The sequence below is a fragment of the Yeosuana aromativorans genome, assembly GCF_014646655.1.
GTDB lineage: Bacteria > Bacteroidota > Bacteroidia > Flavobacteriales > Flavobacteriaceae > Yeosuana > Yeosuana aromativorans.
In genome coordinates, this window is the sequence record NZ_BMNR01000001.1 from 526,818 (window position 1) to 552,583 (window position 25,766).

Annotated in this window: 24 protein-coding genes and 1 tRNA gene; 17 read left to right on the top strand and 8 right to left on the bottom strand. The window is 36.1% G+C overall.

The annotated features are described in order from the left end of the window. Window positions 1–23: 23 nt before the first annotated feature. Window positions 24–1,313: a cytochrome c3 family protein gene (locus IEW94_RS02045; RefSeq protein WP_188649599.1), complete on the bottom strand. Its 1,290-nt coding sequence runs from the start codon at window positions 1,311–1,313 to the stop codon at window positions 24–26. 211 nt (window positions 1,314–1,524) lie between these two features. Here IEW94_RS02045 and IEW94_RS02050 point away from each other — a divergent pair, with 211 nt between their 5' ends. After that, window positions 1,525–1,917, top strand: coding sequence for an SPOR domain-containing protein (locus tag IEW94_RS02050; RefSeq protein WP_188649600.1), 393 nt, complete (start codon window positions 1,525–1,527; stop codon window positions 1,915–1,917). Between the two features lie 73 nt (window positions 1,918–1,990). Here the strand turns inward: IEW94_RS02050 and infB are convergent, their stop codons facing one another. The 3 genes from infB to rimP are packed head-to-tail and all read right to left on the bottom strand — an operon-like array spanning window position 1,991 to window position 6,491. Beyond that, entirely contained in the window at window positions 1,991–4,735 is a 2,745-nt protein-coding gene (infB, locus tag IEW94_RS02055; protein ID WP_188649601.1) for a translation initiation factor IF-2, read from the bottom strand. Between the two features lie 48 nt (window positions 4,736–4,783). Next, the gene (gene nusA / locus IEW94_RS02060; RefSeq protein WP_188649602.1) at window positions 4,784–6,016 is read right to left on the bottom strand and encodes a transcription termination factor NusA; all 1,233 of its coding nucleotides are present in this window, start codon (window positions 6,014–6,016) and stop codon (window positions 4,784–4,786) included. 13 nt (window positions 6,017–6,029) lie between these two features. Beyond that, window positions 6,030–6,491: a ribosome assembly cofactor RimP gene (gene rimP / locus IEW94_RS02065; RefSeq protein ID WP_188649603.1), complete on the bottom strand. Its 462-nt coding sequence runs from the start codon at window positions 6,489–6,491 to the stop codon at window positions 6,030–6,032. A 134-nt stretch (window positions 6,492–6,625) separates the two neighbouring features. Here rimP and IEW94_RS02070 point away from each other — a divergent pair, with 134 nt between their 5' ends. Next, a complete protein-coding gene (locus IEW94_RS02070; RefSeq protein WP_188649604.1) occupies window positions 6,626–7,453 on the top strand; it encodes a universal stress protein in 828 nt (275 codons plus the stop codon). A 67-nt stretch (window positions 7,454–7,520) separates the two neighbouring features. Here IEW94_RS02070 and IEW94_RS02075 read toward each other — a convergent pair. After that, a tRNA-Gln gene (locus IEW94_RS02075) sits at window positions 7,521–7,593 on the bottom strand. Window positions 7,594–7,831: 238 nt separating this feature from the next. On the opposite strand from IEW94_RS02075, the gene IEW94_RS02080 reads away from it, so the two are divergent. Together IEW94_RS02080 and IEW94_RS02085 are read left to right on the top strand one after the other, a co-directional pair. Next, entirely contained in the window at window positions 7,832–11,152 is a 3,321-nt protein-coding gene (locus tag IEW94_RS02080; RefSeq protein WP_188649605.1) for a glycosyltransferase family 117 protein, read from the top strand. A 36-nt stretch (window positions 11,153–11,188) separates the two neighbouring features. Then, window positions 11,189–11,851, top strand: a complete 663-nt coding sequence (locus IEW94_RS02085; RefSeq protein WP_188649606.1) for a polysaccharide deacetylase family protein — start codon at window positions 11,189–11,191, stop codon at window positions 11,849–11,851. Here IEW94_RS02085 and IEW94_RS02090 read toward each other — a convergent pair. Further along, entirely contained in the window at window positions 11,848–12,144 is a 297-nt protein-coding gene (locus IEW94_RS02090; RefSeq protein WP_188649607.1) for a thioredoxin family protein, read from the bottom strand. The genes IEW94_RS02085 and IEW94_RS02090 overlap by 4 nt on opposite strands. Before the next feature lie 145 nt (window positions 12,145–12,289). Then, entirely contained in the window at window positions 12,290–13,525 is a 1,236-nt protein-coding gene (locus tag IEW94_RS02095) for a metallophosphoesterase (protein WP_188649608.1), read from the bottom strand. Between the two features lie 227 nt (window positions 13,526–13,752). Between IEW94_RS02095 and polA the strand changes: the two genes are divergently transcribed. The 10 genes from polA to IEW94_RS02145 all read left to right on the top strand — a co-directional run bounded on the left by polA (window position 13,753) and on the right by IEW94_RS02145 (window position 22,841). Further along, window positions 13,753–16,608 (top strand): DNA polymerase I, encoded by a 2,856-nt coding sequence (gene polA, locus IEW94_RS02100; protein WP_188649609.1) that lies wholly within the window; start codon window positions 13,753–13,755, stop codon window positions 16,606–16,608. Window positions 16,609–16,730: 122 nt separating this feature from the next. Beyond that, on the top strand, window positions 16,731–17,558 hold the full coding sequence (locus IEW94_RS02105; protein ID WP_188649610.1) for a T9SS type A sorting domain-containing protein: 828 nt from the start codon (window positions 16,731–16,733) through the stop codon (window positions 17,556–17,558). Between the two features lie 95 nt (window positions 17,559–17,653). Beyond that, on the top strand, window positions 17,654–17,770 hold the full coding sequence (locus IEW94_RS02110; protein WP_373286588.1) for a tyrosine-type recombinase/integrase: 117 nt from the start codon (window positions 17,654–17,656) through the stop codon (window positions 17,768–17,770). 321 nt (window positions 17,771–18,091) lie between these two features. Continuing rightward, the gene (locus tag IEW94_RS02115) at window positions 18,092–18,697 is read left to right on the top strand and encodes a hypothetical protein (RefSeq protein ID WP_229669418.1); all 606 of its coding nucleotides are present in this window, start codon (window positions 18,092–18,094) and stop codon (window positions 18,695–18,697) included. 160 nt (window positions 18,698–18,857) lie between these two features. Continuing rightward, entirely contained in the window at window positions 18,858–19,214 is a 357-nt protein-coding gene (locus IEW94_RS02120; RefSeq protein ID WP_188649612.1) for a hypothetical protein, read from the top strand. Window positions 19,215–19,366: 152 nt separating this feature from the next. Continuing rightward, window positions 19,367–20,134: a DUF6090 family protein gene (locus IEW94_RS02125; RefSeq protein WP_188649613.1), complete on the top strand. Its 768-nt coding sequence runs from the start codon at window positions 19,367–19,369 to the stop codon at window positions 20,132–20,134. Window positions 20,135–20,293: 159 nt separating this feature from the next. Beyond that, the gene (locus IEW94_RS02130) at window positions 20,294–20,845 is read left to right on the top strand and encodes a dihydrofolate reductase family protein (protein WP_188649614.1); all 552 of its coding nucleotides are present in this window, start codon (window positions 20,294–20,296) and stop codon (window positions 20,843–20,845) included. Next, window positions 20,842–21,327 (top strand): GNAT family N-acetyltransferase, encoded by a 486-nt coding sequence (locus IEW94_RS02135; protein WP_188649615.1) that lies wholly within the window; start codon window positions 20,842–20,844, stop codon window positions 21,325–21,327. The genes IEW94_RS02130 and IEW94_RS02135 overlap by 4 nt, the downstream gene beginning before the upstream one ends. Window positions 21,328–21,488: 161 nt before the next feature. Continuing rightward, window positions 21,489–22,229, top strand: a complete 741-nt coding sequence (locus IEW94_RS02140; protein WP_188649616.1) for a DUF6090 family protein — start codon at window positions 21,489–21,491, stop codon at window positions 22,227–22,229. A 237-nt stretch (window positions 22,230–22,466) separates the two neighbouring features. After that, the gene (locus tag IEW94_RS02145) at window positions 22,467–22,841 is read left to right on the top strand and encodes an iron chaperone (protein WP_188649617.1); all 375 of its coding nucleotides are present in this window, start codon (window positions 22,467–22,469) and stop codon (window positions 22,839–22,841) included. A gap of 163 nt (window positions 22,842–23,004) precedes the next feature. Here the strand turns inward: IEW94_RS02145 and IEW94_RS02150 are convergent, their stop codons facing one another. Continuing rightward, window positions 23,005–23,565 carry a type 1 glutamine amidotransferase domain-containing protein gene (locus IEW94_RS02150; RefSeq protein WP_188649618.1) on the bottom strand — a complete coding sequence of 187 codons (561 nt, stop codon included), beginning with the start codon at window positions 23,563–23,565 and terminating at the stop codon, window positions 23,005–23,007. Window positions 23,566–23,896: 331 nt separating this feature from the next. On the opposite strand from IEW94_RS02150, the gene rplM reads away from it, so the two are divergent. From rplM to rpsB, 3 genes are all read left to right on the top strand, one after another. Further along, complete coding sequence (rplM, locus tag IEW94_RS02155; RefSeq protein ID WP_188649619.1) at window positions 23,897–24,352, top strand: 50S ribosomal protein L13; 456 nt, start codon at window positions 23,897–23,899, stop codon at window positions 24,350–24,352. Beyond that, a complete protein-coding gene (gene rpsI / locus IEW94_RS02160) occupies window positions 24,353–24,739 on the top strand; it encodes a 30S ribosomal protein S9 (protein WP_188649620.1) in 387 nt (128 codons plus the stop codon). Between the two features lie 175 nt (window positions 24,740–24,914). Then, complete coding sequence (rpsB, locus tag IEW94_RS02165) at window positions 24,915–25,706, top strand: 30S ribosomal protein S2 (protein ID WP_188649621.1); 792 nt, start codon at window positions 24,915–24,917, stop codon at window positions 25,704–25,706. The last annotated feature ends 60 nt before the right edge of the window (window positions 25,707–25,766 follow it).

Below are 25,766 nucleotides of genomic sequence, written 5' to 3' on the forward strand. Positions count from 1 at the left end.
TAATTGAATTACTTCTTAATAAATTAATAATGACACTTACCACATTCCAAACCACCCATTTGCGCTTCGGTCAGTTCTTCAACACCATACTTTTTAGATAACTCTTCGTGTATTTTTTTGTAATAGCCGTTATCTTTCATGTTTACGTTTGTTGTTCTGTGACAGTTAATACACCAACCCATAGTTAATGGCGCAAACTGGCTCACAACTTCCATTTCTTGAACAGGGCCATGACATGTTTGGCATTCTACACCAGCAACCGTAACGTGCTGTGAATGGTTAAAGTAAACAAAGTCTGGTAGATTATGGATTCTGACCCATTTTACAGGTTGCGATTCACCTGTATATTTTTGTTGCGCATCATCCCATCCTGCTGCTGCATATAATTTTTTGATTTCACCATCATAAAACTCTTTGGTGTATTCCAAAGATGTTTCCCCTTTGTATTCATAAATTGATTTATGACAGTTCATACACACATTTAATGATGGAATTCCTGATGTTTTACTGACCCTTGCAGAAGAGTGACAGTATTTACAATCTATACCATTATCTCCGGCATGAATTTTATGTGAAAAATGTATTGGCTGAACAGGCTGGTATCCTTGGTCAACACCTATTTGCATCATATATCCATATACATAATAAGCACTGGCCAACATAAGAAAAATAACGGTAACCAATACTAAAAATTGATTTTGTGCAAATGCTTTCCAAAGTGGAGTACGCTGTGTTTCTGGTAGCTCAATGTCTTTTGCTGCAGCAAAACGACGCAATGTTTTGTTAACCAAGTACAATCCAGAAGCCAACAATAAAAATAAAATAGCAAGTGCCCCTAAAATAATATTATTTGAAATACTTGATCCGTCTGTCTTTTGTGTTGTTGTGGTAGCCGTAGTTTGAGCTACAGCTGGCGCTGGCTTCTCTTGAGCTGTATAGGCTAAAATGTCATCAATATCCGCGTTGGATAATTGAGGAAATGCCGTCATGGCAGTTTGCCCATTCTCATTGTAAATTTTATTGGCATAGGCATCACCAGATTTAATGACACCCGCACTATTGTGAACCCAATCATAAATCCATTCCCTACCTAAACCGGCATCATTTGCTATGCGCTCTTCAATATTACGCAAGGCTGGCCCAGTCATCTTTTTATCTAACTGGTGGCAAGCTGCACAATTGGCATTAAATAATGTTTTTCCTTTTGCTGGATCTCCTTCCTGAGCTGAAAGTGAGGTTGAGAACGCTAATAAAATAATTAAACCTAAACACAAAATACTTGTGTTTAATCTACAGTGAGTCACCTGTCTCATATTATTGGTTGAATTAACATCTAAACTTTGGTATGATTTTTTCTATATAAAAGAAAAAAACACAGTTACAAAAACGTACGCAAAAGTAATATTTAATGTCGATTTGAGAAACGCCGTTAAGCGATAATTAATAATTTAGAGAGATTCTAAATAATAAATTGCAGGACATTTAAGTTAATAACTTTTACATTTGTAACAAATATAATTAAAAATGAAAACATTGAATTTGAAAATTAGCCTGTTAGCTTTATTTTGTTATGGTGCATTTGCAACCTATGGTTATGCACAACAAGGAATCGTTACCATAAATCAAGATAAAAATATTGAGACATTGTTGAACCTGAAAAAGGAAATTAACAAAAACTCAACAGATCGCTACAAAATACAAGTGTATTCTGGTAATCGATCCGAAGCGGAAACGACCCAATCCAAATTTAACTCTAGCTATCCCGATTGGCGTTCAACCATTGTTTATGAATATCCTAATTTTAAAATTTGGGCCGGCAGTTTTACAACACGATTAGAAGCAGACAGAGCCTTAAAAGAAGTCAAACACACATTTCCGGGCGCTTTTATTTTCAAACCCAAAAAAGACTTCAAATAATTTTCTTAGCTCATTATATTTCAAAAAAAATCCTCAATGCTATTGAGGATTTTTTTATCTATTAATTTAAACTCTATTTCAGTTTCTTTTTAACTTCAACTTCATGGAAGGCTTCTATAATATCACCTTCTTTAATGTCGTTGTAGTTTTTGATTTGCATACCGCAGTCATATCCTTTGGCCACTTCTTTAACATCATCTTTAAATCGTTTTAAAGAAGCCAACTCTCCGGTAAAGACAACCACACCATCTCTAATTAAACGAATGCCAGAATTTCTGAATATTTTTCCATTGGTTACCATACATCCTGCAATGGTACCAACTTTTGACACTTTAAAGATTTCCCTGATTTCAGCAGTACCCGTAATTTCTTCCTTGAGCTCTGGCGATAACATACCTTCCATAGCATCTTTAAGGTCGTTAATGGCATCATAGATAATGGAGTAAGTCCTAATGTCTATTTCTTCCTTATCAGCAATTGCCCTGGCATTTCCAACAGGACGCACATTGAATCCTACAATAATGGCATCTGAAGCTGAAGCCAGCAATACATCGCTTTCTGTAATGGCTCCAACACCTTTGTGTAAAATATTGACTTGTATTTCTTCGGTTGATAATTTCTGGAACGAGTCTGTCAACGCTTCAACAGAACCATCCACATCACCTTTAAGAATGATATTAAGCTCTTGGAAATCTCCTAGCGCAATACGTCGTCCAATTTCATCAAGGGTAATATGCCGTTGTGTACGTACGGATTGCTCACGTTGTAATTGGGCCCGTTTGGCAGCGATTTGTTTGGCTTCACGTTCATCTTGGAACACGTTAAACTTATCGCCCGCTTGTGGTGCGCCATCCAAACCTAAAATAGATACCGGTGTAGAAGGTCCAGCTTCGGCAACATTATTACCACGTTCATCTTGCATGGCTTTTACTTTACCGCTATTCTTACCTGCTAGCACATAATCGCCAATTCTAAGCGTTCCCGCTTGAACCAATATGGTAGAAATATAACCGCGTCCTTTATCTAAATAAGCCTCAACTACAGTACCACTTGCTGGTTTATCAGGATTTGCTTTAAGCTCTAACAACTCAGCCTCAAGCAACACTTTTTCAAGTAGTTCCTTAACGCCTGTTCCTTGTTTTGCTGAAATATCATGTGATTGGATTTTTCCGCCCCAATCCTCTACCAATAAATTCATTTGCGCCAATCCTTCTTTGATCTTATCAGGATTTGCATCAGGTTTGTCAATTTTATTGATAGCGAAAACAATTGGCACACTGGCAGCTTGCGCATGTGCAATGGCCTCTTTGGTTTGCGGCATAATATCATCATCTGCGGCAACCACAATAATGGCCAAATCGGTTACTTGGGCACCACGGGCACGCATAGCAGTAAACGCCTCGTGACCTGGTGTATCCAAAAATGCTATTTTTTGTCCGTTATCAAGTTCCACACCATAGGCACCAATGTGCTGGGTGATACCTCCTGATTCTCCGGCTATCACATTTTCTTTACGAATATAATCCAGAAGTGATGTTTTCCCATGATCTACGTGTCCCATAACGGTAACAATAGGTGCACGGGGTTTTAAATCTTCTTCTCTATCTTCCTCTTCTTCAATGGATTCTTCAATGTCGGCAGTAACAAACTCCACCTGATAACCAAACTCATCGGCTACAATGCTTAATGTTTCAGCATCTAAACGTTGGTTCATGGTTACCATCATACCCAGTGACATACAAGCCGAAATGATTTGCGTAACAGGTACGTCCATCATAGTTGCAACTTCACTAGCAGTAACAAATTCGGTTACTTTAAGGATTTTACTATCAGCTGCTTCTGCTTGAAGGTCTTTTTCTGTTTGCTCTCTATGGTGTTCGCGTTTTTCTCTTCGGTATTTTGCCCCTTTGCCTTTGCTGGATTTTCCTTGAAGTTTTTCAAGGGTCTCCCTTACTTGCTTTTGAACATCTTCCTCACTAGGCTCTTCTTTTATAATTGGACGCCTTCCGCCTCCTTTGTTTCCTTTAAACCTATCATTACCACGATTTGGTCCGTCAGATTTTGGAGAACCTGGTTTGTCGCTTCCCGGTTGGGCACCTCCAACTTTGCTGATACGACGACGTTTTCTTTTGTTGGTATTATCAGATGGTTTCCCATCTGCTTTCTTGTCCTCTTTCTTTTTCTTTGGCCTATTGAATTGTGATAAATCAATTTTATCTCCAGAAATTTTAGGCCCAGACAGTTTTTGATATTTAGTCTCTACCTTTTCTTCAGGAATTTGAACGCCATCGTCATTAACTATATTAGGCTCTGAAGGTTTTTTGCTTTCTTCAGTAGGCTTGTCTTGTTTGCTTACTTTAGGTTCCGGAGCAACAACATCTTCTTTAGGCTTAGCGTCATCTTGTATTTTTGCGACTTCCTCTTGAACCTCTTCTTTTTTTTCTGGAATTTTGGCTTCGGCTTTTTTTGGCTCTAAATCTATTTTCCCAACTTGCTTTGGTTTTGATATTGTCTTTGAAGCCTTTATGATTTCCTCTTTTTTTGCCTCCTCTTTCTGTTTTTCCTCAAGCTCTCGTTCACGTTGTTCACGTAGAATCTCTTTCTCTTTTTGTTTGGCTTCACCTACCTCTTTAGACGCCACTTTTTTACTGGCATCCGTTTCAAATTCATTGGACAGTATATCGTATACTTCCTCAGAAATTTTTGTAGTAGGTCGCTTATCGATTTCAATACCTTTGGATTCCAAAAAATCCACAGCACGATCGATAGAGATGTTTAATTCACGTAATACTTTATTTAATCTAATTGTTTCAGCCATAAATTGCCTTTAATATATCAAATATAAGCGTTATTCCAAATATATGTCTTATTCTTCAAATTCTTCTCTCAGAATTCTTATAACGTCTTTTATTGTTTCTTCTTCTAAATCTGTTCTTTTTACTAAATCATCCACATCCTGTTCCAAAATACTTTTTGCAGTATCAAGGCCAGCCTTGCTAAATTCTTCTATAATCCAACCTTCTATTTCATCGGTGAATTCTGATAATTCAACATCCTCTTCGGCGCCTTCTCTAAACACATCAATTTCGTATCCTGTCAATTGGCCTGCCAAACGAATGTTATGACCGCCTCTACCAATGGCCTTACTAACTTCTTCTGGTTTTAAAATAACCTCAGCACGTTTGGTGTCTTCATTGATTTTTATGGAAGTCACTCTCGCTGGGCTCAAAGCTCTTGTGATGTACAATTGCAAATTGTTGGTATAATTAATAACATCAATGTTTTCATTGCCCAATTCGCGAACAATACCATGAATTCTAGATCCTTTCATCCCTACACAAGCACCGACAGGGTCTATTCTATCATCATAAGAGTCTACGGCTACTTTTGCTTTTTCACCGGGAATTCTTACCACGTTTTTAATAGTAATCAATCCATCAAAAACTTCTGGGATTTCTTGTTCAAACAGTTTCTCTAAAAACACAGGGGAGCTTCTTGACATGATGATAGCCGGTTTGGCTCCTTTAAGTTCCACACTGTCAATAACACCTCTTACGTTGTCTCCTTTTCTGAAAAAGTCTGACGGGATTTGTTTGTCTTTTGGCAAGATAATCTCATTGCCCTCATCGTCCAACAAAATAACTGCTCTATGACGAATATGGTGAACCTCTGCGGTGTAAATCTCTCCTACTAAATCCTTAAATTGTTTGTAGATTATGGTATTGTCGTGTTCGTGGATTTTAGAGATCAAATTTTGACGCAACGCTAAAATAGCACGTCGCCCTAAATCAGCCAGTTTCACTTCTTCAGACACATCTTCGCCAACTTCAAAATCAGGCTCTATTTTACGTGCTTCAGACAATGAAATTTCTTGATTGGGCTCTTCAACTTCACCATCAGCAACCACAACACGGTTTCTCCAAATTTCTAAATCGCCTTTATCTGGATTTACAATAATATCAAAATTATCATCATCGCCAAACTTCTTTTTTAGGGCACTTCTAAAGACATCCTCTAAAATAGCCATTAACGTTACACGATCAATTAACTTATCGTCTTTGAATTCTGAAAACGATTCAATTAACGCAATATTCTCCATAACTCTTTTTGAATTAAAATTTAATCATCACTTTTGCTTCTACAATATCACTGTAAGCTATCACAGCTTCCTTTTTCACGGTTACCTTACCTTTACCTACAGGTTTTGGCTCCCTAACTTTCCATTCCAATGAAATACCTTCATCTGAGGTATCTTTAAGGATTCCTTCTATGTTATCTGAAGTTGTTTTTACTTCAAGGGTTCTTCCTATATTTTTGTTGTACTGTCTGTTATTGACTATTGGCGAGGTTGCTCCTGCTGAGGCCACTTCTAGGGCAAAATCTGTTTCTTCCCTGTCCAGATTGTGCTCAATGGCTCTACTTACAAACATACAGTCCTCAACACTTACGCCTTTGTCTCCGTCAATAATAATTTTTATTCGGTTGTCTTCAGAAATGGTCATTTCTATCAGAAACAAATCGGTTCGTTCTTCCAGTGCCTTATTGAGTAACTCTTTTACTGTGGTTTTAAACATTTTTATTATGAAAAGAGGGGACTTTTTGTCCCCTCATATTTCTTTTTTGCCTTACAACGCCGCAAATATATAAAATTTTTAATTGATTTTTAAAGTAATATTCATAAATTTATGATTGATATACCACGAAAAATATGAAAAAAATACTTGTCCCAACAGATTTTTCCGAACAAGCCGAAAACGCCTTGAAAGTGGCCGCTCAATTGGCAATAAAGCACAAATGTGATCTTTATTTGCTTCATACATTAGAAATGCCTTTACACAAAGTTGACCCTTTGAGCTCCTATCAAAATCTGCCAGAAGCCATGTACTTTATGAAACTGGCCCATAAACATTTTGAAGGCTTATTAGCAAAAGACTATCTTAAAGGCATCAATGTCCATGAAATTGTAGAGTTTCACGAACCCTTTAAAGGTGTATATCAAGTATGCAAAAAGCACAAAATTGATTTAATTGTCATGGGGTCTCACGGTGCCAACGGGTTTAGGGAATTGCTCATCGGCTCCAATACTGAAAAAGTAGTACGTACCTCAGAAGTCCCTGTACTGGTCATTAAAAAGGAACATCCTGTTTTTAATGTTGACCATTTTGTGTTTGCATCCAATTTTAAGGACAAGTACAAAGCTCCTTTTGAAAAAGCAATAGCCATTTCAAAACTATTAAACGCTAAAATACATTTGCTCTTTGTGAACACGGCTAGTGATTTTATGACCACAGAAGAAGCAGAAACCCTAATAAAAACATTTGTAAAAGGTTTTGGTTTTGAAAACTACACAGTTAACATATACAATGACATTAGCGTAGAAAAAGGGATTATGAATTTCTCACAAGGTATAGCCGCAGATTTAATTGGCATGTGCACCCATGGCAGACAAGGTCTGTCCCATTTTTTTAATGGCAGCATAAGCGAGGATTTGGTTAACCATGCCAAACGCCCTGTAATAACCTTTAAAATTGAATGATTTTTGAATTAATTTATAATAAAACAAAAAGTCTCAACTCCAAAAATGAAGAATTGAGACTTTTTTGTTGGCCTACTAGGGCTCGAACCTAGACTCTTCTGGACCAAAACCAGACGTGTTGCCAGTTACACCATAGGCCAATGTGTAATTGAGGGTGCAAATTTAGCACAAAGTTTTATTTGCACAAGTATTTTTTTGAAAATAATTATGCGAATCATGGGGTTTTCTTGAAAAACCAAAGGGGGTTATTAGGCACCTGCTTGCCAATTAGGCAATAAACAATGTTCTATTTCTGTTCAATTATGTTAACACAAACTAAATACTTATACCTCATTTCATATTTATTGTTAAATTCGCCATTGTAAAAAACATGAACAGATGACATATTTCAACTTTAAAAAATGGAACACCTTAACGGGGTGGTTCACTTTTTTAATAGCTTTTATAGTATATGGCTCAACTATTGAACCTACAGTGAGTTTTTGGGACTGTGGAGAGTTTATTGTTACCTCCTCGAAATTAGAGGTTGGCCATCCACCTGGAGCACCATTGTTTCAAATGTTTGGGGCGTTTTTCTCGTTATTTGCTTTTGGCAACAATCAACTCATTGCCACAATGATCAACCTAATGAGTGCAATGGCCAGCGCCTTTACCATCATGTTTATGTTTTGGTCCATTACCTTATTATTAAAAAAATTGGTCATTCAAAAAAAGGAATTGACCCAACAAAAAGCATTGGCTATCCTTGGTAGCGGTTTAGTAGGCAGTTTAGCGTTTACATTTACAGATTCTTTTTGGTTTAATGCTGTTGAGGCCGAAGTGTATGCCATGGCCACTTTAATTATGGCCGTACTATTTTGGGCTGCATTACGCTGGGAACAAGATATGAACAAACCAAGGGGAAACCGGTGGCTTATTTTCATTTCCTTTATCATTGGTTTGTCATTTGGCGTCCATTTTATGGGATTGTTGACCATTCCGGCTATTGGACTTATTTACTTCTTTAAAAATTACAAGACCATTACCGTTAAAAACTTCATTATCGCCAATGTGGTTTCTGTGGCCATTCTATTGTTTATTTTTAAGTTATTGGCTCCAAACTTATTGCGCTATTTTAGTGCGTTTGAAATCTTTTTTGTGAATTCCATTGGGCTTCCTTTTAATTCAGGTTCCATTATCGCAGGATTGCTTTTGGTTGCCCTTATTTACTACGGAATAAAATATACTCGCAAAAAAAATTATGTACATCTCAATACTGCCATTCTTTGTATTACCTTCATTATAATAGGATTTTCTTCTTGGACGCTATTGCCCATTCGTGCCAATGCCAATGTAGTGATTAATGAAAATAATCCGTCCAGTGCCCGGGAATTGTTAGCGTATTACAATTTAGAGCAATATCCCGAAACCCATTTGTTTTATGGTCCTTTGTTCACTGATCAATATGCGTATCTAGATGAAAAAAATCCGTATGTTGATGATAAACCCAAATATGAAAAAGACGAGAAAAAAGGGGAATACGTTATTGTAAACGATTATAAAAACGCCAAACAAAATTACAACTCCAAGCAGTCGGCCATTCTTCCGCGTATGTGGAGCACGGAACATGCTGCCAATTACATGATGTTTTCTGGGTATTTGGATTTTAAATTAAAACCGGAATATCAAATGCAGAATGAGCTTAGAACAGCCGTTTCGCAATTTAAAAACGATGTTGCCAAAGGCAATGTGGATTATGACGATTATAATAATTTTTTAAAGCGCTACAAAAACTACATCGATGTTGAAAAACCGTCACTTGGCAGTAATATAGCCTTTATGTTGGAATACCAATTGGGATATATGTACTGGCGTTATTTTATGTGGAATTTTGTAGGCCGTCAAGATGATATACAAGGGCGGATGGACAACCACGGCAATTGGATAAGCGGCATCAAACCCATTGATGAATGGCATTTGGGACTCTCCCAAGATAATTTGCCAAGCGATGTTAAAAACAACAAGGCCAGGAACACCTATTACTTTTTACCACTTATTCTTGGTTTGATCGGTTTGTTCTTTTTGTTTAACAAAGACAAAAAACTATTTTGGACCATGTTGGTGTTCTTCCTGTTTACAGGACTTGCCATACAGTTTTACACCAATGTCCGTCCATTTGAACCACGTGAACGGGATTACTCAGTGGTAGGCTCCTTTTATGTGTTTGCCCTTTGGATAGGGTTTGGGGTTTATGCCATTTTTGACAGTTTAAAAAAATACACCTCAACAAAAATGTTGGCGCCAGCCATAACCATTGTTTGTTTGGTATTAGTACCGGGAATTTTAGCGGCCAATAACTGGGATGACCATGACCGATCTGATAAATATACCGCCAAATCCATGGCAAAAATGTATCTAGACTCCTGTGCTAAAGACGGCATTTTATTTTCCATAGGTGATAATGATACCTTCGCGCTCTGGTATGCCCAAGAAATTGAAGGCTACAGAACCGATGTAAGGGTGGTTAATACCAGCTTGTTCCAAACCGATTGGTATATTGACCAAATGAAACGCAAGTCTTACGATAGCGACCCTATTCCTTCGCAACTCACACATGACCAATACAAATATGGAACACGGGATTATATTATCAAAGAACCTATTGTTAAGGATACTATTGACGTCAAGGAGTTTTTAAATTTTATTACTAGCGATAATCCCAGAACAAAATATAAATATGTGTTGGAGCAACAAGGCGTTGATGTTAGTTCCATTAGGAGACAAGATTTAAATGCCAATTATCTGCCTACAGAAAATGTGCGGATTCCAGTTAATAAAGAAAATGCTTTAGAATCTGGTATTGTAAAACCTAAAGATGCCGACAAAATCGTGCCTTACATTGATATCAAAATTAAAGAAGGCGCGCTCTACAAAAACCGATTACTCATGTTGGATATAGTAGCCAATAACGATTGGAAACGCCCTATATATTTCACTGGGGGAAGCTTTGGGGATGACGATTATCTGTGGATGAAAGATTACTTACAGTTGGATGGTATGTGCTATAAATTGGTGCCCATTAAAACACCTGTTGACAAAGCCAATCCATTTGATATGGGCCGCGTAGACTCAGACCTTATGTACAACAAAGTCATCCATTGGGATTGGGGCAACAGCGGAAAAGACATTTATCATGATCCTGAAACACGCAAAAACTCCATTTCTTACAGAGGTAATCTTGCTAGATTAATGGAGCAGTTAATCAATGAGAAGAAACTTGATAAAGCTGAAGAAATTGCTGATATAGCCATGAAAAACATGCCTGTAGATTACTATGGTTACTACACACTTTTAGAACCTTATATCAGTGCCTATTATGAAGTGGGTGCTAAAGAAAAAGCCCAGGCATTATTTAAAGATGTGGCTAAAAAATATCAAGAAAACCTAACGTATTACAGCGGTTTGACAAAAGATAATCAAGAACGATTGTTTGAAGATATTTATACCGATATACAACGCTATAAAAGTTTAGTGGATGTCCTTATAGAATATGATAGGGACTTTGCCAAAACCGAAAGCGAAGTGTTTAATAATTATTTAAGATTATTCAGACATTTTTATGATAGTGAAGGCTCGGATGAAGAACAGGTAGACAAAGACATTCCAGATACAACTACCATTATGCCAGACGCTGGTTTGATGCCTGAAAATGGGCAATAATCTTAAAACTGTGTTAGTTAAGCGATAGAACAAAACATGAGTTTAGTTCCTGTAAAAACCCCTTTGATGGTTAAAAAAATGTTCCCAAACTATGTTTGGGACATCAACACTCATGACAAGGTTATTTACCTGACTTTTGATGACGGTCCCACACCGGACATTACAGAATGGACCCTTGAGACCTTAAAAAAGTATGATGCCAAAGCCACTTTTTTTTGTATAGGCAATAATATAGAAAATCACCCAAATATTGTCCGAGAAATCGTAAAAGAAGGGCATTCCATAGGCAACCATACTTATAACCATTTAAAAGGCTGGAAAACCAAAACTTCAGACTATTTAAGCAATGTTAACCTTTGCCAGTCTGTTCTCAAATCCCAAATCTCAAATCCTAAAAACCACCATTCAACAACTGTTAATCTATTCCGCCCACCTTACGGACGCATAAAACCCAAACAAGCCAAAAAACTAATGGCATTAGGCTATCGTATCGTTATGTGGGACGTGTTATCATTTGATTGGGACAAAAACATATCGCAAGAAACTTGTTTTGAAAATATTAAAGAAAATGCCACAAACGGAAGTATCATTGTATTTCACGACAGCATAAAAGCTTCCAAAAACATGATGTATGCCTTACCAAAAGTCTTGGATTATTACGGCAAACAGGGATATGCGTTTAAGCCGCTTGCAGTTTAAAGATACTGCTTAATGATGCCTATCAAGGTATTGGCATCTTGCTCACCACTTTGGCGCCATTTCATTTCACCGTTTTTATAAATAATCAATGTGGGCAGGCCTTTAACTCTAAGAGCTTCGGCTAGCTCTTGGTTCTTCTCAACGTCAATTTTAATTACCTTAGCCTTATCACCCAGCGCCGCTGCCACATCTCTTAATACCGGATGCATAGCTGTAGATTGGTCATTCCATTCCGTAAAAAAATCCAACAAAACAGGAATGTCTATATCTATTAGTTCCCCAAATTTTGACATACTTTATTGTTTATTAGTCAAATGTACTTATACAAACCTACGTTTTTTTTTAATATTATAAATACACAAGCTATTTATAATACAATCATCAATCCATTATTATAAAAATACACAATTTCTTTATAACTACAACACGCACGCAATATTATGCAACCCTAGGCTTTTTTTTAAGTTGAATAACCGTTATTTCTGGCCATATACCAACACGCCCAGGAAAGGCGTGGTAGCCAAAGCCCCTGTTCACATTAATGTACCTGCCAAACTCAGAATACAACCCTGCCCATTGTTTGTATACGTACTTGGAAGGACTCCATCTAAAATACCCTGGTATTTCAATACCCATCTGCAAGCCATGGGTATGACCACTCAACGTTAAATGGTAATTAAAATCATCTTTTTTTACTTTTAATTCCCAATGCGACGGGTCATGCGACATGAGTATTTTAAAATCGTCTTTATTGACGCCTTCTGAAGCTTTCTTTAAATCACCGGCTTTATTAAAGCCTTTTCCCCAGTTTTCTATCCCTATCAATGCGATTTTTTGTCCGTCTTTTTCAATATAACGGTGTTCGTTCAACAATAAGTCAAATCCTATTTTTGGATGAATATCCTTTACTGCCTGGAAATTTTTTGCTTTATCTGCTTCGTTCTTCCATTCAACATAATCACCATAATCATGATTTCCTAAAATTGAAAATTTTCCGTAAGGTGCTTCAAAATTACCAAAGGCCTCCATCCATGCATCCATTTCATCGGCTTTGTTGTTTACAATGTCGCCTGTAAAAAGCAAAAGATCGGATTGCTGTTCCTTTATTAAATCAATACCATACTGGATTTTTTCGCGGTTGGTAAAACTTCCAGAATGGATGTCTGATATTTGCGTGATGGTAAAGCCATCAAACGCTTCGGGCAGATCCTCAAACTCCAATTGATACTTCAACACCTTGTAATTGTATCGCCCTTGAATGATTCCGTAGATAAATGAAGCAAACGGAATAGCTGCCAACCCTAAGGCCAATCTGGATACAAACAAGCGCCTGCTGGCTATGGGCTGAGTAGGACCAGAAGACACATATGAAAACAGTTTTTGAATAACACGTACAACGTCTTCTCCAAACATGACCAACAGCATAACTACTTTAGGAACAAAAAATGTCAACACCAACCCCAAAGCCATTTGAAAAGCTTTGGTTTGCCCGGCGGATCTTGGCGTTGTAAGCAACACGTAAAACAAATTGATATAGATAGCAAGCGCAACCAGTATCCAAATAATTCGTATGTATCTGTTCTTTGTAATGGTTTTTAATGCCTGAAACGCATAAAACTCAACAATAAGAAATAATAAAGAAAATATGATAAGCGCCACAATAAAACGAGACATAGACTTTTTTGTCAAATTTAAAAACTAAAGAACACAATTTTGTACAATTTAATGTAAGATTAACAATTTATTTTCATGGAAAAACACCTCTTATCTTTCACAATATCAAAAAGAAACCAATATTTAAAAAATGATTGGTATCAATTTATCAGATTATTTAGCGTTTGAATTAATTTCTATTCGCCAGATAAGTTTTGTAGATTTATACACTCAATAAAAAAACATCCATGTCAGACCAAAAACGCCTTTTTTTAGTAGATGCCTATGCATTGATTTTCCGCGGATATTACGCCTTTATAAAAAATCCCAGAATAAACTCCAAAGGAACAGATACCTCAGCCATTATGGGCTTTATGAATTCTCTTTTGGATGTCATAAAACGCGAACGCCCAGACCACTTGGCTGTTTGTTTTGATAAGGGTGGCAGTGTAGATCGCGTTGAAATGTTTGAAGCTTACAAAGCTAACCGAGATGAAACCCCCGAAGCCATTAAAATAGCCGTGCCCTACATTCATGATATTTTAGAGGCCATGCACATCCCCATTATGGTCAAGGAAGGTTTCGAGGCCGATGATGTTATAGGCACCCTATCCAAGCAGGCTGAAAAAGAAGGCTATCAAACCTTTATGGTAACACCTGACAAGGATTTTGCGCAGTTAGTGACCGAAAACGTGTTTATGTACCGCCCCAAATCGTTTGGTGGTGGTTATGAAACTTGGGGCATTGAAGAAGTAAAAAAGAAATTTGAAGTAGAAAACCCCTTACAGGTCATTGACTTTTTGGGCATGATGGGCGATTCCAGTGATAATATACCAGGATTGCCAGGTGTAGGCGAAAAAACAGCAAAAAAGTTTATTGCCCAATATGGCAGTATGGAAAATTTGTTGGCCAATACCCATGAGCTAAAAGGCAAAATGAAAGAGAACATTGAAGCCAATAAAGAGCTTGGTATGCTTTCAAAAAAATTGGCAACCATTATGCTGGATGTCCCTGTTGAATTTGATGCCAAGGATTTTGAATTGAACCATCCTGATATTCAAAAAGTAACCGAGATTTTTGAGGAACTGGAGTTTAGGCAACTGCTTGCCAATTTTCAAAAAACATTTGCAGTGGAAGCAGAACCGTCTTCGCAAGAGCAATCCGATGTTGCACCAACCTCAGAAAAACAAAAAACCGATGCTAAAGGATCTTCTGCCAAAGCAGGTGCCGGTCAATTTTCGCTGTTTGGAGACGACAATGATGATGGAACAACAACACCATACAGCTCAAGAAAAACCGCTGAGACCACGTCACATTTTTATCAAAGTGTAGCTATTGGTATGGCCACCAAACTATTCATTCAAAATTTACTCAAGCAGAGCAGTGTGTGTTTCGATACAGAAACCACCAGTATCAATCCCATCTCTGCCGAATTGGTTGGCATTGCCTTTTCTTGGGAAGTTGGCAAGGGGTTTTACCTACCGTTTCCTGAAAACAGAGATGAGGCGCAAGACTTGATAGAACAATTACGTCCGTTTTTTGAAAATGAGAACATTCAAAAAATTGGTCAGAATTTAAAGTACGATATCAAAGTCCTTCGTAAATACAATATAAAAGTCAAAGGAAAATTATTTGATACTATGCTGGCGCATTACCTCATTAACCCTGATATGCGCCATAATATGGATGTGCTTTCTGAAACCTATTTAAACTACACGCCTATTTCCATAGAAACCCTGATTGGTAAAAAGGGCAAAAACCAGCTCACCATGCGTGAGGTGCCTTTCGAACAACAAACCGAATATGCCGTTGAGGATGCCGATATCACTTTACAACTCAAGGAACATTTTGAAAAAGAACTGGGCGAGGCCAACACCCAAAAGCTGTTTGACGAGATTGAAATTCCGTTGTTGCGCGTTTTGGCCGATATGGAACTGGAAGGCATTAATCTTGATAAGGACTTCCTGAATTCGCTTTCAGAACAATTGGACAATGACATCAAATCATTGGAAAAACTGATTTACAAAGAAGCAGGAGAAGTATTCAACATCGCTTCACCAAAACAATTAGGCGACATTTTATTTGATAAATTAAAACTGGTTGACAAGCCCAAAAAGACCAAAACAGGGCAATACGCCACTTCTGAAGATATTTTAAGTTATTTGGCCAAGGACCATGACATTATCCAGCATATATTGGATTTTAGAGGGCTTTCAAAATTAAAAAGCACCTATGTTGATGCCCTGCCAAACCAGATAGAACCGTCAACAGGACGCGTACATACCGATTATATGCAAACCGTTGCCGCCACGGGACGATTGAGCAGTAACAATCCCAATCTACAAAATATACCCATTAGAACCGAACGAGGCAGGCAAGTAAGAAAAGCGTTTATTCCCAGAAACAACGACTTTACTTTACTGTCCGCCGATTATTCACAAATAGAATTGCGCATTATTGCCGCCTTGAGTGATGAGGACACCATGATTGAAGCATTTAAAAACGGGGAGGATATTCACGCCTCAACCGCTTCCAAAGTATTTAATGTGCCACTAGCCGAAGTCACCAGGGAACAACGAAGCAATGCCAAAACTGTTAATTTTGGAATTATCTATGGGGTATCTGCCTTTGGTTTGAGCAACCAAACCAGCTTGAGCCGAAGTGAAGCAAAAGAATTGATTGACACCTACTATGCCACCTACCCAAAATTAAAACAGTATATCAATGACCAAATCCATTTCGCAAGGGAAAACGGGTATGTGCAAACTGTTTTGGGCAGGCGCCGTTATTTAAACGATATCAATTCCAGAAATGCTGTGGTACGCGGTGCTGCCGAGCGCAATGCCGTTAACGCACCCATTCAAGGTAGTGCGGCCGACATCATAAAAATAGCCATGATTCACATTCACGATAAACTGGAAGCCAGCAATTTTAAAACCAAAATGCTTCTTCAAGTGCATGACGAACTGGTTTTTGATGTATTCAAACCAGAATTGGAAACCATAAAAACCCTAGTAAAAAACGAAATGGAACAGGCCTATAAACTAAAGGTTCCCTTGGATGTCGATTTGGGTGTTGGCGATGATTGGTTGGAGGCACATTGATCTCACCAAATCACGCTAATTACTTGAACAAAAGTGTTTTAATTGATTTTTATATGACTATTATCATATATTAATTCGTGAAAAATTTGTCATTTTGGAGAAATTCTAAAATGATAATACCCATGAAATCAAAAATACTTCTTTTTTTAGGCCTTTTTTGGAGCTTATCTACCTTTTTACAAGCACAAACAGACGGCACAATGACTTTTACTTTTACACAAGGATCTCCAATAAATACTGCTGACGGTGGATGTGTGATGGCGGTTTGGATTCAAAACGGAACAACCTTTACTAAAACCAAGATACGGTATTTGTCAAATGGCACGAAAGACCATTTACCAATCTTTGGCGCAAAAGCAGGTTGGACTACTGTAAATAATGCCATGACTGCCAATGTTGTAGATGCTGTTACTGGAGCTACACGCACGGGAAGCTCTTCTCCAGCTGCGTTAGATACTTATTCAGTTAGTTGGGACGGTAAAGACGTTTCAGGTAACATTGTGCCAGATGGCACATATACCGTATGGTATGAATCCACTTGGATAGATGGCTCAAGAAATTCTGATAATTTTGTTAATAGTCCTGGTTTTGCTTTTACAAAAGGGCCATCAATAACTACAACAAATCCTGCCAATGTAGGCCCATTAAAAACAATGACAATCACTTGGACGCCTACTGCCTTGAGTCTTGATAACGTTTATAAAACCAAAGTTTCTCTTTATCCTAATCCTAGCAATGGATTTATAAATGTTAAATACAACGATATTCCCGTTAGTAAAATAGACGTGGTAAACATCTTGGGACAAGTAGTGAAATCCATACAATTGGATCCCTTAAAATCAAAAACCATTGAGAGTATTGATTTATCGGGCAATCCTAATGGCCTTTATATTATACATGTTTCAACAAACGAAACATCCTCTAACTATAAAATAATTTTAGAACAGTAAATCACTGGTTTTCCAATTTAAATATTAAGCATCCTATAACTAATGTAGGATGCTTTTTTTAAACAGAAGTTGCAAAAACAATAAGATTACTAAGCATATTACACCATAACTTAATACACAGTTATGCCACACATTTCCTTGAAAATGGTACTGAGATGAGATACATTCAAGAATTTTTGGGGCATTCAAAATCCGAAACCACCATAATTTAAACCCATGTTACAAACAGGATTTACTGCGAATTAAGAGTTCTTTAAACATAGCCATCAAATCAATTATTGATCAAAATGCATCACCAACAGGTTTATTGAATGATAAATTATAAAAATAAGAACAGAATTTTATTACAAAAATGTTTATATTTAATTTATAAAAAAGCAAACGCAAACATTTGTTTATTCGGAATTTTAAACCAAAAAAAGCAATATATTGTTTGGATATAACCAGTTACAGCACATATGAGAACACAACCAACTTTCCTACTAATTTCAATGATTCTGGTTTTGTTCAGCTGTGAAAAAAAACAATCTGAATTGGAATTTGAGCAGTCTGTTCTTTATGAAATATTTCCAGCTTTAATGGATTCGTTACATTTTGACTTTCGAATTAAACCACCGCCACCACCAAGACCAATTTTTAACGAAAAAGGAGAAATAATCGGAACTGACACAACCGGAATTGGAAAAGCGTTAGCCGGTTATGAAGAAAGAAAAGCGGAATTAAATGCAGATTCTGTAAAATTAGTTGTTGCAATTAGGGATTCCGTTTATCCATTAAAAACAGAAGAAAGAAATCAACTTTTAAAACATTTTCAAAACCAAAACTTAAAACTTGATTCAACCGACTTATCAACTGAATATAAAATTGAATTAAATAAATTAATCGCGGACAAAAAATTACGATTTAAATATCTTTCCGAATTTCCAGAAGGCAAGGACATTTGGAAAAAAGAATATTCATTTCATCTAGGAGGATTAACAAATTTGACTAGAATTCAATTTGACACAACCAAATCCTTTGGGATTTTAGAATGTGGTATGGGTTGCGGTCGAAATTGTGGATATGGAGTTCGAGTTTTTATTATGAAAGTAAATGGAAAATGGCTAATTGACAAGTTAGAAGAAACATGGATTGTATAAAATACGTGCTGTAACACCGTGTATAATTCATTGCTAGTACTCGCCTACTTACGAAAATCCTCGCGGATTTTCTATTCGGTTTGTATTTGCTAAATTAGTTGCTGAAACACGCAACGAAATCATACACAAACACGTTGTGTACCATTAAAAGAAACAAGTTTTGAAATATATATTCATCGGATTATTATTAGTTTTTCTTTTATACCCAATCATATGGGCTAAAACCCAACTGAATGATGACAATAAGAAAAAAGCGCTTACTTCAGTTACTGCTTTGATGTCTCTGGCAATTTTTATGTCAATAGTTTTCTCCGTAGTAATTGCTTTAAATGCGGATATGCCCGCAAATATTGGCCACGGAGGATTTATGTATATTATCGGACCCAGTTTCTATGGATTATTGGTTCTGATTTTTTATTTGGTGTCTCTTGGGGTCAGACCTGATTTTAAATTTGCTTTAGGTATTATTAGCATCCTAATTAATTTGTTGATTGGCTTTATATATTTTTTAAATTAAATTTTAAAACGGCACCTAACACCGGCTATAATTCAGCGTGGCAACAGTGCGAAAACCAAAAGTAAAAACTTATATTTATCTGATTTTATCTGTGAAATTACAAACATACTAGCTAAACATGTTGCGCTTCATTATGACCAACCAATAACCAAATGATAAAATTCTTTAGAAAAATTAGGCAAAGTTTAGTTTCAGAAGGAAAAGCTGTAAACTATCTAAAATATGCAATTGGGGAAATAATTCTTGTTGTAATTGGTATTTTTTTAGCAATCCAGCTTAACGATTTAAACGAAAAAAGAAAAGATCATGACAAGGAATTATCTTTTCTTTCAAAATTAAAAGATGACATCAATTTAGATATTATAAATTTAAATCAAAGCGATTCTCTGTTTACCTCATACCAATCTTATTCAGAAAGATCACTACAAATATTTTATAGGGCAAAAACAGTGGGGGATATTATTGCTTGCGATACCTTATTTAGGACTGCTTGGACCAATTTAAAAATAAATAGAAAAACGTATGATGAAATCCTCAACACCAGCGGCATTTACATTTTAAAAAACAAGAAATTACTAAATCATGTAACTGATTATTATGCTCTAATAGAAACTACCCAACAAGATATAATAGCTCTTAATAGTACCTCACAAAGCTTTTTCTCAAGCCCAGATTTGATTCCTCACATTGTGTTGACTAAAAGTTACAAGTCACCATGGTTCGATATCAATAAGATTGATACCACATGGATTGGTGATTTTAATGCTCCCACCACTTTGGCTTTGTACAGATATTATGGCAATGCGCAATATGGCGTTAACTATTTAAGGAAGGAATGGAATAAAGGCATTATAAAAAGTGGCAAGGAATTAATTAACGAAATTGAGCAAGAATTGAAGGATAAAAATTACAAACAATAAATAACGAAAGACAAACTTAAGTCGTATAAAATTAATTGCTAGTGTAAGCCTGCTTACAAAAACCCTCGCAGATTTTCCCGCAACGGAATTTTATAAAACACGTTGGTGGTCATTTAAGAAAAACCGTTCCCAATTCAGTAGTTGATCAGACAAAATAATATGAGGAAAATAATTGCAGCATTAAATATGACTCTTGACGGAATTTGCGACCATACAGCAGGAATTCCAGATTCAGAAATACATCAGCATTATACGGAATTATTAGGTCAAGGAGACGCAATCTTGTATGGCAGAACTACCTACAAACTTATGGAATTTTGGCGAACTGTTTTGGAAAATCCTTCCGAAGAACAATCAATGAACGACTTTGCCAGGGCTATTGACAAAATTCAAAAAATTGTTTTCTCTCATACGCTTGAAAATATAGATTGGGAAAGTGCAACCATAGCAAAAAGAGACTTAAAAGATGAAGTTTTAGAACTCAAGCAACAACCGGGCAAAGATATTTTTGTTGGTAGCCGAAGTTTAATAATACAACTACTAAAACTTAACTTGATTGATGAATTCCAACTTTGCATTCACCCAATGGTTGAAGGAAAAGGTTTGTACCTATTTGAAGACATAAACAACAGAATTATTTTTAAACTCGTTAAGACTAAAACCTTTAATAATGGAGCTATAATCCTGTATTATCAACAAAAAAAAGAATGACAAGCAACAAACTTAATATAAAACTCAAGCCAACAAAAATTGAAGACTTGGATACTTTATTTGAATTTCAACTTGACGAAGAAGGAGGATATTTAGCTGCATTTATGCCAAAAGACCACACTGACAAAGCAGCTTACATAAACAAATACACAAAATTGTTAGCCAACCCGACAGTTAACAACCAAACAATCTTTCTTGACAATACTATTGTAGGAAGTATTGCCAAATTCGTTTTGGAAGGTGACACCGAAATTACTTATTGGATAGACAGAAAATTTTGGGGATTAGGCATTGCAACAAAAGCACTAAAAGAACTTCTTACAATGGAAACCGCCAGACCAATTGTTGGACGAGTTGCATTTGACAATTTCGGTTCACAGAAAGTATTGGAAAAATGTGGTTTTGTAAAAATAGGAGTCGACAAAGGTTTTGCCAATGCTCGTGGAACCGAAATAGAAGAATATACTTATGAACTGAAATAAACAATGGAAAAATTAAAACGAACCGCCAACACCGGCAATAATCCAACGTGGCGACAGTGCAAAAAATGAAAGTAAAAACTTATATTTATCTGATTTTATGTGTGAAATCACAAACATACGAGCCAAACACGTTGCGCTTCATTATGACCAACCAATAGCCAATGATAAAATTCTTTAGAAAAATTAGACAAAATTTAGTTTCAGAAGGAAAAGCTGTAAACTATCTAAAATATGCAATTGGGGAAATAATTCTTGTTGTTATCGGGATTTTAATTGCCCTATCAATAAACAATTGGAATCAAGAGCGGCAACAAAAAAAGGTGTTGAATAATATCTATGCAACCATAAAAGCAGATTTACAACAGGACATATTAAATATTGATAAAATTGTCAATTCTTCACAATCTATAAAAAAAGATTATTTGGCAATTATTAATAAAACAAGAAAAAAAGAAGACTTTTTAAACTGTATAAATTGTAGATATGTAAATTTCGGATTCCCAAATATTAAATTAAGAAAAAACGGCAGTGAACTATTACAAAACTACAATCAACAAAACAACACATCTAGTGATTCTTTATCAATTAAACTAAATAATTTGTATTTAGATTTGTCTAATAACATTTATGTTGATTTAGATGAATTAGCTACGAACTCAAATTCCTTTTTAGAAATTGTAAAATACACACAACCTTGGTTTGCTGATTTTAACTTTAGAGGTACTGATACTTATAGTGATGCTTTCATAGAATATGCCTTAACCGATTTTGGTTATAGAAATACAGCTAAAGTAATCTATGAAATGTATTTCAATAATTATATCCCACACTTAAAAGAGTACAGAACCAAAAGTTTGGAAATCATCGCCCTGATAGATGAAAAATTAGTAGTGGATGAATAAATCATCAAAAATAACGAAAGCACCACAACGTATAACCGCAATTTGCTCCGCCCGTTCGCACTTTGTGCTCGGGTCTGCAGATTCCGACTGTGTCCGACACGAGCAAAGCGAACTGGCTTTAGCAATCCACTCGGAATTGCTAAGGCCAGGACTAAACCGAAAAATAACACATATTAATCCGTAACCGACGGTTATACGTGATGGTTGGTAACATGCCAAAAGAGATTGAAAAACAAAATGGAAAAAAAGAAACCAGCAAGTGTAGAGGAATATATTGAACAGTTGCCTGACATCGCTCAAAGTAAATTTAAAGAAATGCGCTCTATTTTAAAAAATGTTGTTCCTGACGCAAGAGAAGGATTGAAATGGGGTAAACCCGTATTTGAATCGGTAACAATACTCTTTGTGTACTCTGCCCATACATCCCATTTAAGTTTCATTCCAACTGGCCCGGCATTAAAACCATTTGAAAAAGAACTATCAGGATATGATGTCAAAAAAGACTCCATTCAATTTTCCTATAACAAACCTTTACCAAAACAACTCATTAAAAAAATTGCTGAATACAGAAAAGATGATGCTGAAAAAAGAGGGGCAAAATGGAAATATTGAATAAAAAACGTTTGCCAACATGAGGACAAACAAAGAACTCATTTTACCATGTAGCTTTTGAGCATAAAAAAGTCAGAATTCTGTAGAATTCTGACTTTTTTAATAATGAATCAAACGTTACTTAAATATATGTAACGTAAAAAAATTTCTCGGAGTCTCCGAATTACGCCATTTGCATTTTATGTTTACCCTCATAAACTTCTTCCACTAGTTTAGAATTAAATGCCGGTAAATCTTTTGGTGAACGGCTTGTAACCAGCCCTTCATCTACAACAACGGCTTCATCTACCCAATTGGCACCAGCATTCATTATATCCGTTTTAATGGAACTGAAAGAGGTTACTTTGCGTCCTTTTAAAACATCAGCCTCTGCCAGTAACCATGGTCCATGGCATATGGCTCCTACGGGTTTTTTATTTTCAAAAAAGGATTTAACAAACTTGACCGCTTTTTCATCTCGTCTTAATAAATCGGGATTGATAACGCCGCCTGGCAGCATTAAAGCATTATAGTCAGAGTGGGAGACTTCATCTAAAGTTTTGTCTACTTTATAAGAATTACTCCAATTTCCATCTGACCATCCTTTAATCTCTCCAGATTTTAGAGATACTATATGTACATCGGCACCAGCTTGTTCTAGCGCTTTTTTTGGTTCTGTTAATTCACTTTCTTCAAATCCATTGGTTGCTAAGATAGCAACGGTCTTTCTGTCTAAGTTCTTCATTTTTCTGTTTTTGATTAGTAATTATTTGTATTTAATATAAGAAAAATGATGCGTTAACACGAATGTTATCATGGTTTTAACCCAATATTAACAGATATGTTAACGAATCTTAAAGAACTCTATCATGTATTTATTCTTCTTAAAAAAAGCTAAAAAACTGATCATGATTGACCTCGCAGATAATAATTTTTTGCCTTAGCCTTGAGGCCTGAAATTTTTATCAAAAACAACCCTGAAAAAACACATCACACTATTTGGTAATCAAATATATAATCGTAAATTTGCAAACTCTTTTTGGGAGAGGAATGTTTAATTAGAAAAAATAATACGTGTGGACACATTAAGCTACAAAACAATTTCAGCAAACAAAGCTACTGTAAACAAGGAGTGGGTTTTGGTTGATGCTGAGTCGCAAAGCTTAGGCCGTTTAGCTTCAAAAGTTGCAAAACTTTTAAGAGGCAAGCACAAGCCTAACTTCACACCACATGTTGATTGCGGCGATAACGTGATTGTTATCAATGCCGAGAAAGTCAACTTAACTGGAAACAAGTGGAACGATAAAACATACATTCGTCACACAGGATATCCAGGTGGTCAAAGAAGCTTAACAGCTTCAGAAATGTTTGGAAAAGATCCAGCAAGACTAGTAGAAAAGTCAATTAAAGGAATGTTGCCTAAAAATAAATTAGGTGCCGATTTATTCCGTAATTTAAATGTTGTGGTTGGTTCAGCGCATACTCACGAAGCGCAAAAGCCAAAAACAATTAACTTAAACGAATTCAAGTAAATGGAAGTAATTCACAAAATTGGCCGTAGAAAAACGGCTGTTGCTCGCGTGTATGTTGCCAAAGGTAAAGGTGACATCACAATTAATAAAAAAGACATAGCGGCTTATTTTACCACTGCAACCTTGCAGTACAAAGTAAAACAGCCATTGGTTATGACTAACAATGATAGCAACTTTGATATTACTGTAAATGTATTCGGAGGTGGTATTACTGGTCAGGCAGAAGCTGTTCGTTTGGCAATCTCTCGCGCTATGTGCGAACTGGATGCTGAAAACAGAGCAATCTTAAAACCAGAAGGATTATTAACAAGAGACCCAAGAATGGTTGAGCGTAAAAAATTCGGTCAGAAAAAAGCGCGTAAGAAATTCCAGTTCTCTAAACGTTAATATCAAACTAGCTGCTTTACTCTATGAAGTATTCAGCAAAACAAAAAAATTAAACCAGTTATTGTTGTCCTAGTTGTAAAAAACAGGATTTAGTTTAGCATCTAAATGGTTAAGGCGAATTTAAAAAATGACCACTTAATCATTGCTAATTCAACAGAACGTAAACTATTACAAAATGGCAAAAGTAGAAGTAAAAGAATTACTTGAAGCAGGTGTACACTTTGGTCACCTAACCCGTAAGTGGGATCCAAACATGGCCCCTTACGTATATATGGAACGCAACGGTATCCATATTATCAACCTTTATAAAACAGCAGCTAAAATAGAAGAAGCCGGTGCAGCGTTAAGCAAAATTGCTAACTCTGGTCGTAAGATTTTATTTGTGGCTACTAAAAAACAAGCAAAAGACATTGTAGCTGAAAAAGCCGGTGAAATCAACATGCCTTACATCACTGAAAGATGGCCAGGTGGTATGTTAACTAACTTTGTTACTATTAGAAAAGCCGTTAAAAAAATGGCTTCTATTGATAGAATGAAAAAAGACGGAACGTTTAACACACTTTCTAAAAAAGAGCGTTTACAAGTAGACCGTTTAAGAGCTAAGTTAGAAAAAAACCTAGGTTCTATTAGTGATATGACACGTTTACCAGGTGCTTTATTTGTGGTTGACATCAAACGTGAGCACATCGCTATCAAAGAAGCACAAAAATTAAACATTCCAATTTTTGCAATGGTTGATACCAACTCAGACCCACGTCAGGTTGATTATGTAATCCCTGCAAATGATGATGCTTCAAAATCCATTGATAAAATATTATCATACGTTACAACATCCATTAGTGAAGGATTATTAGAACGTAAAGCAGAAAAAGAAGCTACTGATGAAGATGATGATACTGTAGTAGAAACAACTGCAAAAACATCAAAAGCAAAAACTAAGAAAGTTGTTGCTGACGAAGAAGAATAAATAATATTAATAAGCATACATTAAGTCGTTTAATTATTTTCTTCATCGAAACCAATTGAA